The 14,513-nt window shown below is 68.5% G+C and carries 16 protein-coding genes; 9 read left to right on the forward strand and 7 right to left on the reverse strand.

Going from position 1 to position 14,513, the window contains the following annotated elements:
- Both ABRP18_RS12655 and ABRP18_RS12660 read right to left on the reverse strand, forming a co-directional pair.
- A complete protein-coding gene (locus tag ABRP18_RS12655) occupies window positions 1-1,635 on the reverse strand; it encodes a TIGR04028 family ABC transporter substrate-binding protein (protein WP_349884772.1) in 1,635 nt (544 codons plus the stop codon).
- 126 nt (window positions 1,636-1,761) lie between these two features.
- On the reverse strand, window positions 1,762-3,153 hold the full coding sequence (locus ABRP18_RS12660; RefSeq protein WP_349884773.1) for an NtaA/DmoA family FMN-dependent monooxygenase: 1,392 nt from the start codon (window positions 3,151-3,153) through the stop codon (window positions 1,762-1,764).
- Window positions 3,154-3,259: 106 nt separating this feature from the next.
- Between ABRP18_RS12660 and ABRP18_RS12665 the strand changes: the two genes are divergently transcribed.
- Both ABRP18_RS12665 and ABRP18_RS12670 read left to right on the forward strand, forming a co-directional pair.
- Complete coding sequence (locus tag ABRP18_RS12665) at window positions 3,260-4,246, forward strand: Gfo/Idh/MocA family protein (RefSeq protein WP_046749750.1); 987 nt, start codon at window positions 3,260-3,262, stop codon at window positions 4,244-4,246.
- 2 nt (window positions 4,247-4,248) lie between these two features.
- Entirely contained in the window at window positions 4,249-5,232 is a 984-nt protein-coding gene (locus tag ABRP18_RS12670) for an NYN domain-containing protein (RefSeq protein WP_349884774.1), read from the forward strand.
- Window positions 5,233-5,297: 65 nt separating this feature from the next.
- Here ABRP18_RS12670 and ABRP18_RS12675 read toward each other — a convergent pair whose 3' ends face one another.
- Window positions 5,298-6,422: a Gfo/Idh/MocA family protein gene (locus ABRP18_RS12675; protein WP_141369020.1), complete on the reverse strand. Its 1,125-nt coding sequence runs from the start codon at window positions 6,420-6,422 to the stop codon at window positions 5,298-5,300.
- Window positions 6,422-7,228, reverse strand: coding sequence for a sugar phosphate isomerase/epimerase (locus tag ABRP18_RS12680; RefSeq protein ID WP_349884775.1), 807 nt, complete (start codon window positions 7,226-7,228; stop codon window positions 6,422-6,424). The genes ABRP18_RS12675 and ABRP18_RS12680 overlap by 1 nt, the downstream gene beginning before the upstream one ends.
- A gap of 108 nt (window positions 7,229-7,336) precedes the next feature.
- Between ABRP18_RS12680 and ABRP18_RS12685 the strand changes: the two genes are divergently transcribed.
- Genes ABRP18_RS12685 through ABRP18_RS12695 form a run of 3 tightly spaced genes read left to right on the forward strand, consistent with a single transcriptional unit; the run spans window position 7,337 to window position 9,623 of the window.
- Window positions 7,337-7,954 (forward strand): helix-turn-helix domain-containing protein, encoded by a 618-nt coding sequence (locus tag ABRP18_RS12685; RefSeq protein WP_349884777.1) that lies wholly within the window; start codon window positions 7,337-7,339, stop codon window positions 7,952-7,954.
- Window positions 7,955-8,007: 53 nt separating this feature from the next.
- Entirely contained in the window at window positions 8,008-8,640 is a 633-nt protein-coding gene (locus ABRP18_RS12690; protein WP_141369016.1) for a DUF4166 domain-containing protein, read from the forward strand.
- Entirely contained in the window at window positions 8,637-9,623 is a 987-nt protein-coding gene (locus tag ABRP18_RS12695) for a DUF1731 domain-containing protein (protein WP_349884778.1), read from the forward strand. Before ABRP18_RS12690 ends, ABRP18_RS12695 begins: the two co-directional genes overlap by 4 nt.
- On the opposite strand, the gene ABRP18_RS12700 is transcribed toward ABRP18_RS12695, so the two are convergent.
- The 3 genes from ABRP18_RS12700 to ABRP18_RS12710 are packed head-to-tail and all read right to left on the reverse strand — an operon-like array spanning window position 9,620 to window position 11,250.
- The gene (locus ABRP18_RS12700; protein WP_058631229.1) at window positions 9,620-10,000 is read right to left on the reverse strand and encodes a PLDc N-terminal domain-containing protein; all 381 of its coding nucleotides are present in this window, start codon (window positions 9,998-10,000) and stop codon (window positions 9,620-9,622) included. The genes ABRP18_RS12695 and ABRP18_RS12700 overlap by 4 nt on opposite strands.
- Before the next feature lie 39 nt (window positions 10,001-10,039).
- On the reverse strand, window positions 10,040-10,969 hold the full coding sequence (locus tag ABRP18_RS12705) for an aldo/keto reductase (protein ID WP_349884779.1): 930 nt from the start codon (window positions 10,967-10,969) through the stop codon (window positions 10,040-10,042).
- A 50-nt stretch (window positions 10,970-11,019) separates the two neighbouring features.
- Complete coding sequence (locus ABRP18_RS12710; protein ID WP_275044712.1) at window positions 11,020-11,250, reverse strand: helix-turn-helix domain-containing protein; 231 nt, start codon at window positions 11,248-11,250, stop codon at window positions 11,020-11,022.
- A gap of 94 nt (window positions 11,251-11,344) precedes the next feature.
- Between ABRP18_RS12710 and ABRP18_RS12715 the strand changes: the two genes are divergently transcribed.
- The 4 genes from ABRP18_RS12715 (at window position 11,345) to ABRP18_RS12730 (ending at window position 14,511) form a co-directional block, all read left to right on the forward strand.
- Window positions 11,345-11,719, forward strand: coding sequence for a helix-turn-helix domain-containing protein (locus tag ABRP18_RS12715; RefSeq protein WP_231589757.1), 375 nt, complete (start codon window positions 11,345-11,347; stop codon window positions 11,717-11,719).
- A gap of 44 nt (window positions 11,720-11,763) precedes the next feature.
- A complete protein-coding gene (locus tag ABRP18_RS12720) occupies window positions 11,764-12,156 on the forward strand; it encodes an ImmA/IrrE family metallo-endopeptidase (RefSeq protein ID WP_046749758.1) in 393 nt (130 codons plus the stop codon).
- Window positions 12,157-12,164: 8 nt separating this feature from the next.
- On the forward strand, window positions 12,165-12,767 hold the full coding sequence (locus ABRP18_RS12725; RefSeq protein WP_141369012.1) for a GNAT family N-acetyltransferase: 603 nt from the start codon (window positions 12,165-12,167) through the stop codon (window positions 12,765-12,767).
- Window positions 12,768-12,936: 169 nt separating this feature from the next.
- Entirely contained in the window at window positions 12,937-14,511 is a 1,575-nt protein-coding gene (locus tag ABRP18_RS12730) for an amino acid permease (RefSeq protein ID WP_141369010.1), read from the forward strand.
- Window positions 14,512-14,513: the final 2 nt, after the last annotated feature.

The raw sequence follows: 14,513 nt of genomic DNA on the forward strand, positions 1-14,513 counted from the left end.
TCAGTGCTCGGCGAGCCAGACGCCGGAGAACGTCGGGCGTCCGACCGACTCGAAGGCGACGCCGTGCACGTAGGTCGCGGTGCCGTACACCTGCGGCTCCTCGAAGAGCGGGATCACGTAGGCCTGCTCGGCGATGTAGTCCTGCACGGCCTGCGATGCGGCGACGCGCTTGTCGGCGTCCGGCTCTGAGGCCACGGCGAGCAGCAGTTCATCGAGCTTCGCGTCCTTCGAGATCAGCACATCGCGGTTCTTCGTGAAGTACTGGCTCTTGATCACGTCCAGATCCGCGCGTCCGACCATCGAGTGGTAGAAGCCGGTCTTGAGCGGGTCGCGCGTGTCCTCGGCGTAGCTTCCGGCATCACCGGGCTTGACCGAGAGCTCGACACCCACCTTCGCCAGCTGCTGCGCCACGAGCTCCAGGGTCTGCTTCGACAGCGGCTGCGGCTTCGCCTCGTACACCGTGATCGAGAGGCGCTCGCCATCCTTCTCGCGGATGCCGTCGGCGCCGGGCTCCCAGCCGGCCTCGTCGAGCAGCTTCTCGGCCTTCTTCGGGTCGTAGGCGTAGTGCTTCGACTCGTCCTTGTAGCCGAGCGCCTGGGAGGAGAGCACCGACGTCGCCGCCGTGTAGTTCTCGGTGAACAGCGTGTCGACGACCTCCTGCGCGTTCACCGCGGCGATGATCGCCTGCCGCACGCGGATGTCGGTGAGCAGCGGATTCTCGGGACGCAGGGCGATCGAGTTGTTGACGCCGCGGGTCTGCGGCGCGTAGAGGGTGAAGCCGGCTGCCTCGACGCGGTCCTCGTCGAACGCCTGCACGTAGCGCACGTAGTCGGCCTGGCCCGCGAGCAGCGAGCCGATCCGCACCGAGTCTTCGGGGGTGATCAGCACGTGCACGGCGTCGAGGTACGGGCGACCGTCATTGTCGACGCTGTCGGGTCCCCAGTCGTAGTCGTCGCGCGCGGTGAGCGTGTACTCGGTGCCGAGCTTCTCCCCCGTGACCGTGAACGGACCGGACCCGATGATCTCGGCGGCGTTGCCCGCGCCGAAGTCCTCGATCGTGCCGTCGAGCGTCTCCGGCGACAGCAGACCCGAGTTGATGGTCGAGGTCGCCTGCAGGAACCCAGGGGACGGTGCGGAGAAGTGGAACGTCACGGTGTCGTCGTCGACCACCTCGCTGCTGGCGTAGTTGTTGATCGCCTCGGAGACGGTCAGGCCCCGTTCCGCATCGCCCAGGCCGTAGGTGTCGAAGTTCTTCTTCACTGCCGCGGCGTCGAGCACCGTGCCGTCCGAGAACGTCACGTCGGGGTTCAGGTTGAACGTGTACTCGGTCGCGTCGTCGTTCACGGTCCAGTCGGAGGCGATCCACGGCTCGATCTCGAGCGTGTCAGGGTTCTGCCAGGTCAGGCGGGCCGCGATGTTGTTCACGATGCCGCCGTTGGGGTAGAAGCCGGCCTGCGGCGGATACAGGTTCGTGTAGGCCTGGTGCTCGAGGTACGTGAGCGTTCCACCCTTTACGGGGTCGCCGCCTTCGGCGGGAGAGTTCGCCGGGGCGGGCGTCGACGCGCAGGCGGCGAGGCTTCCCGCCAGGATGAGCGGCACCGCGATGGCGGCGGCGCGGAGGAGGCGACGGTTCATGGGTGGTTCTCCAGGTTTCGGGTGTGATGCTTCGGGTGAGGTGCTGTGTGTCGAGATGCCGTGCGTTGAGGTGACTTCACGGTAGGAATCAGGGGCGGGAACGCGCGACCCGGGCGACGCCGGTCGTCATGCGTCGACATACGACGTAATGCGCAGGCGGTCGCGGAGTGTGGTCCCGTCGCCCTGCTCCTCGCTTCGCAGCAGCCCGCGACGGCGCAACTCCGGCGCCGCGTTACGCGTGAACGCCTCGAACTGCGCCGGTTGGAAAGCCGACAGCACGTTGAACCCGTCCGCCCCGCCTTGCTCCCGCCAGGTCTCGAAATGATCGGCGATGGTTCCCGCGTCACCGACGACGAAGGCGGCCGGCACCGCGTGCGCGGCGACCAGGTGCCGCCAGGTGAGGGGATCGGCGGTCCCGCCCCCGGAGACGTTCAGCCCGGCGATGAGGGCGAGACGTTCGATCAGCGCCGCACCGCGCGCGCCCAGCCGGAGTGCTTCCGCGGCAGTCACCGGCGCATCGAAGGTGGCGGAGCGCAGCGGGTCGTCGACCGGAACGTCGAACGCGTCGGCGAGCGCGGCGATGCTGCGGTTCAGCGGGAACGCCGTCCGCGCCGCCTGGTGCCCCTCGGCGAGCGGCACCAGGGCGAGCAGCCGCTCCACGATGCGACGAGCATCGGCATCCGTGTCCGCGACGACCGGGAGCACCGGCGCGATCACCTTCAGCGCATCGGGCGAGCGTCCGGACTCGGCGGCGATGTCCCGCAGCAGCCGTCGTGTGGCGATGGCGTCCGCCAGCGTCGGTGCGGCGGTCAGGGCGAGATCGGCCTCGGTCGCCGCGAGCGCCCTCGACCGCGGCGATGTGCCGGCATGCACGATCGGGATCCGGCCCTGCGGAGGTCGAGCGACGTTGAGCGGCCCGGCGACCCGCACCTGAGCGCCCCGCAGCTCGGCGGCGCGCAGCCCCTCCGGATCGATCAGCACCCCACGATCGGCGTCGGCGATCCAGGCGTCCTCGCCCCACGAATCCCACAGCCGGCGCAGGGCTTCGACGAACTCCTCTGCCCGGTCGTAGCGGGTCTCGTTGTCGGCGTGCGCGTCGCGACCGTGGTTCCCGGCCGCGCGCGGCTCGGCGCCGGTGACGAGGTTGATACCGGCACGGCCGCGGGTGAGCACGTCGAGCGAGGCGAGCGACCGCGCGGTCGTGTACGGGTCGGCGTAGGTCGTGTTCACCGTGGCGATCAGGCCGATCCGCGAGGTCACTCCCGCGAGGAAGAGCACAGCGCTCACGGGGTCGATGCGCGCCAGCAGATACGGATCGCGGAACTCCAGGTCCGGCCCCGTGGCGAGCCAGTCGCCGAAGAACAGATAGTCGAGCCCCGCCTCCTCCCCCTCTCGCGCGATGTGGCGCAGGATGTCGGCGTCTCTCGCAGGGTCGCGGTGCGCCCCTGGCTGCCGCCAACCCGAGGGATACGCGCCGAGGGTGCGCACCATGGCGCCGATGATGAGGGGTTCGGTCATGCCCGTCACGGTAGGAGCCGCTCCCCACCCGCTGCCATGGCGTCGATGCCGGGCGTCACGGGATGTAACAGTCCGTCACACCCGGAGCACCCCCTACGCTGAGACCATGACAGGTCTTCGGTGGGGAATCCTCGCGACCGGCGGAATCGCCGGCGCATTCGCGTCCGATCTGCGAACCGCGGGGCTCGACCTCGTGGCCGTCGGATCCCGGTCACAGGAGTCGGCCGACGCGTTCGCCGCCCGCTTCGACATCCCCCGCGCGCATTCTTCGTATGAAGACCTCGTCGCGGACCCCGATGTCGACATCATCTACGTGTCGACACCGCACCCGATGCATCACGAGAACGCCCGCCTTGCCCTTGAGCACGGCAAGCATGTGCTCGCCGAGAAGGCGTTCACCCTGAACCGCGCCGAGGCGGAAGACCTGCAGGCGCTCGCCGCCGAGCGCGGTCTGCTGGTGATGGAGGCGATGTGGACGCGGTACCTGCCGCACATGGTCCGCATCCGCGAGCTCATCGCCGACGGCGCCCTCGGTGAGATCCGGGCGGTGAGCGCCGATCACACCCAGCTGCTGCCCTCCGACCCCGCGCATCGGCTCAACGCCCTCGAACTCGGTGGCGGCGCCCTGCTGGACCTCGGGATCTACCCGATCTCCTTCATCTGGGACATCCTCGGCGCACCGACCAGCATCCGTGCCGTCGGCCGCCTCATCGAGACGGGAGCCGACTCCGAGGTCGCCACGGTCATGACCCACGACGGCGGTGCGGTCTCGACCAGCCTCTCGTCGTCGCGGGCTGCAGGCCCCAACGTCGCGAGCATCATCGGCACGGCCGCCCGCATCGACATCGACACCGTCTGGTACAGCCCGACCACGTTCCGCCTCGTCCTGCCGGACGGCACGGTGCAGGAGAGCTACACCTCCGAGGTCGAGGGCCGTGGCATGCAGTTCCAGGCGCTCGCCGCCGAACGTCTGGTGAGCGAAGGCACCCTCGCGGGCGACATCCTGCCCATCGCCGAGAGCGTCGCGATCATGGGCACCCTTGACGAGATCAGGGCGCAGATCGGCGTCCGCTACCCCCGCGAGGAGGTGTGAGCATGGCCGAGACCACCGATGCCCGCGTCGCCGTCTACCTCGACTTCGACAACATCGTCATCTCCTGGTACGACCGGGTGCACGGTCGCAACGCCTACGGCAAGGACCGTCAGCGGATCAGCGAGAACCCGAACGACCCCGAGGTCACCGAGCGATTGAGCCGGGCGATGATCGAGGTCGGCGCCATCATCGACTACGCGGCCTCGTTCGGCACGCTGGTGCTCACCCGCGCATACGCGGACTGGTCCTCCCCCGTCAACGCCGTGTACCGCTCGCAGCTCGTTGCCCGCGCTGTCGACCTCGTGCAGCTGTTCCCCGCCGCGGCGTATGCCAAGAACGGCGCCGACATCCGGCTCGCCGTGGATGCGGTCGAGGACATGTTCCGCCTCCCCGATCTCACCCATGTCGTGATCGTCGCGGGTGACAGCGACTACGTGCCCCTGGCTCAGCGCTGCAAGCGCCTCGGCCGCTACGTGATCGGCGTCGGGGTGTCTGGCTCCACAGCCAAGTCGCTGGCCGCCGCGTGCGACGAGTTCGAGTCGTACGACTCGCTGCCCGGTGTCGTGCGCCCCTCCAAGCCGGTCGCCGCCGCGGCCACTCCCGCGGTCGAGGCGCCGACGCCGGTGGCGGAGGCTGTCGCCGAGACGGTGACGGAGACCGCCTCGAAGCCGAAGGTCGCCTCGAAGCGATCGCGCTCCAAGGCCGCCCCGAAGGCGGAGGAAGTGCGGGTCGAGGACAAGGTCGACGATCAGGAGGTGGCGACGCAGCTGCTGGAGCGCGCGCTCCGTCTGGGGCACGACAAGGCCGACGCCGACGAGTGGCTGCACAGCTCCGCGGTCAAGACGCATATGCGTCGCATGGACCCGTCGTTCAGCGAGAAGGCGCTCGGCTACCGGTCGTTCTCCGACTTCCTGAAGTCCCGCGACGACATCGCGGAACTCGAGGAGACCGGGCACGAGCGTCTCGTCCGCCTGCTCGAGCCCTGAGAGTGGTCCGCGACGTGACGGCCAGGACGCGGTGATCCGCTCCTGGCCGCCACGTACGGCCGGTGTCAGAGCGTGGCTTCGAACGGGTCGAAGTCCGCGGCGATCGACCCCACCTGATCGAGGGTGCTCTCGACCTCGACGAAGCTCCGCGCCTCGGCGGCCTCCTCGATCGAGAGCAGGGTGTCGAGCACGTGGTAGCCGAACTCGCCGGTGGCGACGTGTGGACGCCCCGCGGCGATCGCCCGCGCCATGTCGAGCAGCCCGACGCCGCGGCCGGACAGCACGCCCTCCTGCTCGACGTCGATGATCTCCTGCTGCACGGGCTCCGGCGGGATGAACAGACGTGTGAGCGGACGGGTGATCGAGATCGCGCCGCCGAACGTGTTCGGGTCCGGGATCACGATCGTGCCCTCGGTGCCGGTGATCTCGACGATGCCCTGGCGGACGACGGGTGAGTCGGTGCTGTACAGGCTCTGCGCCTGCCCGCCCTCCTCGAACGCCATCAGCACGCTGAGCGTCGAGGGGATCTCGACCGGGAACTCCTGGCCTGCGAGTTCACCGACCTGCACCCGGCGCGTGGGAGAGCCCTGCAGTCCGAGTGCTGCGACCGAGGCGACAGGCCCGAACACGTGCACGAGGGCCGACACGTAGTACGGCCCCATGTCGAGCAGCGGTCCGCCGCCCTTGGCGTAGAGGAACGCGGGATTCGGGTGGAAGATCTCCGGTCCCGACCACTGGAACGTGGTCTGCGCGAACAGCGGACGCCCGATGTCTCCGCGCGCGATCGCTCGCTTCGCCGTCTGCACGCCAGGACCGAGGACGGTGTCGGGGGCGACGCCGACGCGCAGGCCCGCCGCGTCCGCCTTCTGCAGCAGGCCGCGGGACTCCTCACGGCTCACACCGATCGGCTTCTCGGTCCAGACGTGCTTCCCCGCTGCGATGATCGCCTCGGAGACCTCCACGTGCACGGCCGGGATCGTGAGATTCACGACGATGTCGATCTCCGGATCCTGGAGCACCGTGTCGACACCGCCGGCACGAGGCACGCCGTACTTCTCGGCCTGCGCTTTGGCGCGCTCCTCGAGCAGGTCGCCGATCGCGACGACGCGCACATCGGGAAACGTCGTGAGGTTGGACAGGTACTGGTCGCTGATGTTCCCGGCACCGATGATGCCGACGCCCACCGCCATCAGGCCGCCACCTTCTCGTCGAGGTAGACCCGGCTGCGCTCGACGGCGTCGAACAGGTCGCCCTCGTAGTGGTCGAACTCGACGATCGCGAGCTCCAGCGCCGGTGCTGCGGTGATGGCCTCGATCAGCGGGACGTTACCCTCACCGGCGGCCACCTGATCGGCGGGCGGATACGCTCCCGCGAGTGCGGGGTCGAGTGTGCCGTCCTTCGCGTGCACGGCGATCACCCGACTGCCCAGACGCTCCAGCAGCGCGACGGGATCGACGCCGCCACGGGCCACCCAGTACAGGTCGGCCTCGAGCACGACGCGGTCGTCGAGCAGCCCGGCGAGGACCTCCAGGCCGGTGACGCCGTCGAACACGGCCTCCAGCTCGTGGGCGTGGTTGTGGTATCCGACCCGCACACCGACGGCCGCACCGATCTCCGCGGCCTCGTTGAGCAGTCGCGCCGTCTCCTCGATCTGCTCGATCGACTCCCAACGAGCCGGTTCGGTGTAGGGGTCGATGACCGTATCCATGCCGAGCACCTTCGCCGCGGCGAAGACCTCAGCCGGGGAGGGGACGGGCACCGTGGTGCCGCTGCCGTCGGGGTTGACGAACGACGGCGACGCCAGGAAGGCGTGTCCGGAGGGGGCGACCAGACCGGCGGCGGTGAGCGCGGCTGCGAGGGGCTCGGCGCGGCGCACGAAGTCGTACGGCTCGACGGCCGTGAAACCGCGGGCTGCCACCGCCTGCAGGGAGGATTCGAGGTCGGCCTCCAGCTCGTCCTTGATGGTGAACAGCTGCAGGGAAGTCCGAATCGTCATCGGTCGTGCTCCTTCGGTCATCGGTGACGTGGCGGGACCGGTGTCCCGTTCAGGCACGCTATCATCAAATACCTCCACGCGGAAGTTTTGAATCGCTAGACTGCCCTCATGCCCCTCGACACCCCCGAACCCCCGGAGCCCCCACGGCAGCGCGGGGCCTACGCGAAGGGGATCGCCCGTCGGCAGGAGATCCTCGACCGCGCCATCGAGGTGTTCGCCGAACGTGGCGCCGACCGCACGAGCCTGCGGGCCATCGCGCGCGAGGTCGGGGTCACGCACGCGGCTCTCACCCACTACTTCGGCTCCCTGGAGGAGCTCCTCGTCGCGGTCTACGAGGAGAGCACCGTACCGTCGCGCCAACCGAGCTCTCCCCCGCCCGACGCGACGCCGGTGGAGATGATGATCGAGTCCGCGCGGCTCAACCGTGCGATACCCGGTCTCGTGCAGCTGTACTCGACGCTCGTCGCCACGGCGCTCGAGGAGGGCCATCCGGCGGCGCGCACGTTCGCCACCGGTCGCTTCACGCGCCTCCGCGCCCGACTCGCCGACGTCGTCCGACGCCAGCAGGAGGAGGGGAGGATCCGCGACGACCTCGACGCTGATGCGGTCGCAGCCCTGGTGGTGGCGGCGTCCGACGGCCTGCAGACGCAGTGGCTGCTCGACGAGACCGCTCCTCAGCACGAGGCGCTCACCCTGCTCGACCGACTGCTGCGACCAGGAGCCTGACGAAGGGTGGACCGCAGTGCGGGGCGATGCGAGGCCGAGGCTAGGCTCGAACCGTGACGCCCGTGCCGCAGTCCCCGTACGCCAGAGCACTCGGCGAGCGCATGGCCGACCTTCACCCCCGACTGCGCCTGTACTTCGCACCGATCCCGGACGGAGCGACCGGCATCGGCGAGGGGGTGTTCGAGCGAGTGGGCACTCCGCGTCGATGGCTGTGGCCCTTCCTCCGGGTCCTCGAACGACGCGGCGTGGTCGCCGCGGGGTGGGAGCGAGAGGTGCCGTTCCGGGTCGAGAACCGCACCATCGCGTCCAGAGCGCTCAGTGAGCGGACCTTCTTCTTCGGCCGTGGCACGTGGACCATGCGAGACGCCGTCGCACTCACCCGCCATGGCCGCGTCGTCGACGAGCTCGGCGAACCGGGCCTCCTCGCCGCCTGCTTCGACGTCGAGGTACGTCAGGGCGCACTGCATCTGAGGAGCCGAGCCGTCGGACTTCGCTTCGGTCGCCTCCGGGTGCGGATCCCCCGGCCCGTGGCACCTGTCATCCGCCTCACCGAGCGCTTCGACGACGACCTCGATCGGCAGCGCATGGCCCTGACCGTCGATGCGCCGTTCCTCGGCCGCCTGTACGAGTATCGGGGAGAGTTCGCCTATCGCATCCAGCATCACGAGAAGGAGCAGACCGCATGAGCACAGGACGGGTCGTCATCGGCGGTTCCACCGGGTTCATGGGGCGCTTCCTCGTGCCCCGGTTCCGCGCGGAGGGGCGCGAGGTCGTCACGATCTCGCGTTCAGGCGCCGACATCCGCTGGGGCGATCAGGTGGAGATCGATCGCGCCGTCGACGGTGCCGCCCTCGTGATCGGATTGGCCGGCAAGAGCGTCAACTGCCGTTACACCCCAGAGAACCGGGCGGAGATCTTCCGCTCCCGCCTCGACACCACCGCGTCGCTTAGCACCGCGATCACCCGGTCCTCCGCACCTCCCGCGCTCTGGATCAACTCCTCGACGGCGACGATCTATCGCCACGCGGAGGATCGTCCGATGACCGAATCGACGGGCGAGGTCGGCAGTGGGTTCTCGGTCGAGGTCGCGAAGGCGTGGGAGAAGGCGCTGTTCGCCGGCGAGCTCCCCGCCACCCGCCGCGTCGCCCTGCGCAGCACGATCGTGCTCGGCCACGGCGGCGTGCTCGGCCCGGTGAGAGACCTGGCGCGGTTCGGGCTCGGCGGGTCCCAGTACGACGGACGATGGCCGGTCAGCGCGGCTCGGCGCGCTGCGGGCACGGGACATCTCCCCGGCGCGCGTCGTGGCCGCCAGCGTTTCAGCTGGGTGCACATCGAGGATGTCGCGCGCATCATCGACTTCCTCGAGCGGAATCCGGCGCTCGAGGGCCCCGTCAACGCTGCCTCTCCGCATCCGGTGGACAACGTCGAGTTCATGGCGACGGTGCGGCGGGCCCTCGGAGCGCGGATCGGGGTTCCGATGCCCCGATGGATGCTGGAGCTCGGAGCCATCGGCATGCGCACCGAGACCGAGCTGATCCTGAAGAGCCGGTGGGTGCTGCCGGAGATGCTCACAGAGGCCGGTTTCGAATTCCGATATCCGTTCCTGGAGGACGCGATCCGCGAGTCCTTCGACCTCCCGCCGGCAGATCAGGGGCTGCCGGCCGCCTAAGAGGTGCCGGCTGGCGCGTCGCCGTCGGCCCCGCGCTTCTTCTCGATCTCCTGGCGCAACCGCCACTCCTCGATCTCACGGTCGAGATCGGCGATCTGCTGCTCGGTGGTTCTCGTGTCCCTCGGTGGCGCCGGACGCACGTCGGTCGACGCCGCGGGCCGCTCAGCTCGTCGCATCCGCGGCATCTGTATGCCGGACTCCCCGTACTCGCGGCCGAGACCGAACCAGAGCAGGCCACCGATCAGCGGCAGCAGGATCACGATGATGATCCACGCCAGTTTCGGCAGGAACTTCACCAGCGAGCTGTCCCGCGTGATGATGTCGATCAGCGCGCCGATCATCAGGGCGATGACGAGGAGCGAGAACAGGAACGACATGAGTTCAGGGTAGACGACGCCGCGACGGACCGCAGGGGTCTACGGAAGCAGGTGTCCGCCGGCACGGAACAGTTCGTACCACTCGGGTCGGGTGAGCGCGACATCGGCACCGGCTGCCGCATCACGCACCCGCTCGGGCGTCGTGGTTCCGAGGACCACCTGCATGCCGGCGGGGTGACGGGTGATCCAGGCGGTCGCGATGGCGATCGGGGTGACGTCGTGCACCGCCGCGAGGCGATCGATCACCGCGTTCAGCTCCGCGTAGGCGGGGTTGCCGAGGAACACCCCGTGCGAGAAGCCGTCCTGAAACGGCGACCATGCCTGGATCGTGATCCCGTTGATACGGCAGTACTCCACGATGCCGCCGCCATCGCGCACCAGGCTCTGGTCATGGCCGGCCATGTTGGCAGCGACCGGCTGCGCGATGATCGGTGCGTGCGTGATCGACAGCTGGAGCTGATTCGCCACCAGCGGCTGCCGGACTGCGGTGCGGAGCAGATCGATCTGACGCGGGGTGTGGTTCGAGACGCCGAACGCCCTGACCTTTCCCGCGCTCTCCAGGTCATCGAACGCGCGGGCGACCTCCTCGGGCTCGACGAGCGCATCGGGGCGGTGGAGCAGGAGCACATCGAGGCGGTCGGTCCGCAGAGCAGCGAGCGAACCCTCGACCTGGGCCACGATGTGCTCGTAGGAGAAGTCGAACATCCCCTGCGAGGGCACGATGCCGCATTTCGTCTGCAGCACGATCTCGTCGCGCTCGGAAGAGGTCAGCTGCAGCGCCTCGGCGAACCGCGACTCGCAGTGGTGCATGCTGCCGCCGTAGATGTCCGCATGGTCGAAGAAGTCGATGCCCGCATCCCTGGTCGTGTCGTAGAGGTGGCGGATGTGCGCGTCATCCTTGTCGTCGATGCGCATCATGCCGGCGATCACGGCGGGGGCGGTGGACGATCCGAACGACACTGTCTTCATGCCCCCACGCTATCGCCAGGCACGGACACTGCGGTCCGGCACAGCAACCGTCACGAGTCGTCGCCTGCCGCTCCCGGAAGAAGCGCGGTGACCGGGATGCCGAGCACATCGGCGATACGCACGAGGTCGACGACGGTGAAGTCCTCCCTGCCGTCGAGAAGCTCCCCCAGGGCGTCAGGGCCGATACCCGTACGCTCCGACAGCTCGGAAAAGGACACCCCGGCGTGAAACCGTGCTCCGTCGACTTCCGATGCCAGCAAATGACGCAATTCCGTCCCCATACGCCTACACTAGCGCCACGAACGGACACGCATGGGGGTCGAATGGGCCAGAATGGCGGCATTCTGGCGTCGTCACGCTGCTATGGTGAGCCGGGTGAAGACACCTGCAGAGGAGTTCAACGAGGCCGTCGGTCGCCAGATGCGCGCGGAGATCGCCGCCTCGCGGAGCAGCATCGCCGCGATGGCGCGCAGCATCGGCATCGCCCGAAGCGCACTCGACAACTACGTGACGGGCAAGCGAGCGATCCCGGTACCCGTCGTCTACGCGGTCTGCGCCGACCTCGGCGTCGAGCCCCATGTCCTTCTCGCCCGCGCGGAAGAGCGCCTCAGAGCCGACGGCGAGACCACAGCGCGCATCACGCCGATCCGGCGCACCCCCGATGTCGCCGGCCCCCGCGAAGATAGCCGTGAGGTCGCCTTCGAATCCGGCGTCCGGCACGACGCCGACACCGACGACCTCTACGAGTAGGCCGATACCGGCTTCCGCCCGCGAGACGTCACGAGGAGGAGAGAATGCACCAGCTCCTCCACCTCGCCGACGCGCAGCGGGTGCGCGTGGTCGAGCGGCCCGGCCGCACCCGCGGGGGCTACGACCCCACCACGCGAACGATCCGTCTCGCTCCGGGGATGAGCGCCCGCACGACCCGTAGCGTGCTCGCCCATGAGCTGGGGCACGCCTGCCTCGGCCATTTCCCCGCGACGACATCGGCCACACGAACGCAGCAGGAGCGTCAGGCCGACGAATGGGCGGCGTCCCGCCTGATCACACCGCGGGCGTATGCCGAGGCGGAAGAGGTGCGCGGGCCGCACCTGGCGAGTCTCGCGTTCGAGCTGGACGTCACCATCGAGTTGGTCGAGGCCTACCAGCGCCTGCTGCGTCAGAGGCCCCTCGTCACTGCTGGTTGAATATCGGCATGGCCTTCCTCGTCGCCCCCTCCCCCGTCACCCTCTCCGGCGAGCTCGTGGAACTCCGACCTCTCGATCGATCGCACATCGACGGACTGATCGAGGCCGTGCAGGAGGGGGAGCTCTGGAAGACGGCGTGGTACACCTCGGTCCCCGCACCCGACGGCGTGGCTGCGGAGGTCGAGCGACGGATCGGCCTCATCGAGAAGGGCGAGATGATCCCCTTCACGGCCTTCGACACCAACGGTCGCATCCTCGGGCTCACGTCGTACTACGACATCGTGGCCGACGTACCCCGACTGCACATCGGCTTCACCTGGAATCGACCGTCCGCGCACGGCTCGGGCACGAACGCCGAGTCCAAGCTGCTGCTGCTGCGTCACGCATTCGAGTCCCTCGGAGTCTTCCGCGTCGGCCTCACCACGCAGTGGGTCAACTTCCAGTCGCGGGCGGCGATCGAGCGCCTCGGCGCGAAGCAGGACGGGGTCATGCGGGCGATGAGCCGCTACCGTAACGGCGCGCTGCGCGACAGCGTGGAGTACTCGATCATCGAACCGGAGTGGCCGGCTGTCAGGGCGAACCTCGAGGCGAGACTCGCCAGACGACGCTGACGTCGATATCGGGACGCCGGATCCCATACCGGTACTTTGCGCGAGAATCCTCGCCAGATGCGTGTCCTCGAACGCGATCGCCGCCATGATTCATGGAGCCTGTGCAGGATTTCGCACAGGAGGTCGGGCGCAGATCGCGTCCGCGTCGCTTCGCCCGGAGAGGTATCGCATGGCCGACCCCACATCCCGCGTCCCCCTCGATCCCGAAGACGCACGCGAGAACGAGCGTGAGCTCACGGGTGATCGCACCCTCGCGGTCGCAGACTTCTCCAACGAGGAGGCGGGGTATCACAAGACCCTCAAGCCCCGCCAGATCCAGATGATCGCGATCGGCGGCGCGATCGGCACGGGGCTGTTCATGGGTGCGGGCGCACGTCTCGCATCCAGCGGCCCTGCACTCATCCTCGTCTACGCCCTCTGCGGTTTCTTCGCGTTCCTCATCCTCCGCGCGCTCGGCGAACTCGTGCTGCACCGCCCTTCCTCGGGCTCCTTCGTCTCGTACGCACGAGAGTTCTACGGTGAGAAGCTGGCGTTCGCGAGCGGCTGGCTCTACTTCCTGAACTGGGCGATGACCTCGATCGTCGACGTCACGGCCGCCGCGCTCTACGTCAAGTTCTGGGCGCAGTACTGGGAGCCGCTGCAGGCCGTCCCCCAATGGCTCATCGCCCTCGTCGCTCTGGTCGTCGTGCTGTCGCTCAACCTGGTCAGCGTGAAGCTGTTCGGCGAGATGGAGTTCTGGTTCGCGATGATCAAGGTGACCGCTCTGGTCGTCTTCCTCGTGGTCGGGACCTGCTTCATCATCTTCAACGGCACCACGGATCTCGGAGTCACCGGGATCGCCGTCATCGCCGACAACGGCGGTGTGTTCCCGATGGGCTACTTCGCCCCGATACTCGCCATCTCGGGTGTCGTGTTCGCGTACGCGTCGATCGAACTCGTCGGCACCGCCGCCGGTGAGACCTCAGAGCCCGCGAAGGTCATGCCCAAGGCCATCAACACCGTCGTGGTACGGATCGCCGTCTTCTACGTCGGCTCGATCCTGTTGCTCTCGCTACTGCTGCCGTTCGACACGTACAAGGCTGGGGAGTCGCCCTTCGTCACCTTCTTCTCCCACATCGGCTCGCCGCACACCGGAGCGGTCGCCGGGTCGGTCATGAACTTCGTCGTCCTCACCGCAGCGCTCTCCAGCCTCAATGCGGGCCTCTACTCCACTGGTCGCATTCTGCGATCCATGTCCGTCAACGGCTCGGCGCCTCGCTTCACGGCGAGGATGAGCGCGAACGGCGTACCGTTCGGCGGCATCCTCCTCACCGCCTCGATCACGCTGATCGGGGTCGGCATCAATGCCCTCTGGCCCTCGCAGGCCTTCGAGATCGTGCTGGAGGTCTCGGCCATCGGCATCATCGGCGGCTGGGCGACGATCATCCTGTGTCAGCTGAAGATGCACACGCTCGCGAAGAGAGGACTGGTGGAACGCCCATCGTTCCGGATGTTCGGAACCCCCTACACGGGCTACCTGACCCTGGCGTTCCTGCTGTTCGTGCTGGTGTCCATGGGCTTCTCCGAGACCGGACGTTGGGTGCTGGCCTCGCTCGTGCTGCTCATCCCCGCACTCGTCATCGGATGGTTCGCCGCGCGCGGCAAGATCGCCGAGGCTGCCCGGGCCCGGGAAGGCTTCACCGGCGTCCTGCCGGTCGTCGCCGGGCGCCAGGCAGCGGAGGCGTTGCGGCGCAAGAAGCCCTGAGG

The organism is Microbacterium sp. WHRI 7836 (assembly GCF_040223885.2).
Lineage (GTDB): Bacteria > Actinomycetota > Actinomycetes > Actinomycetales > Microbacteriaceae > Microbacterium > Microbacterium oxydans.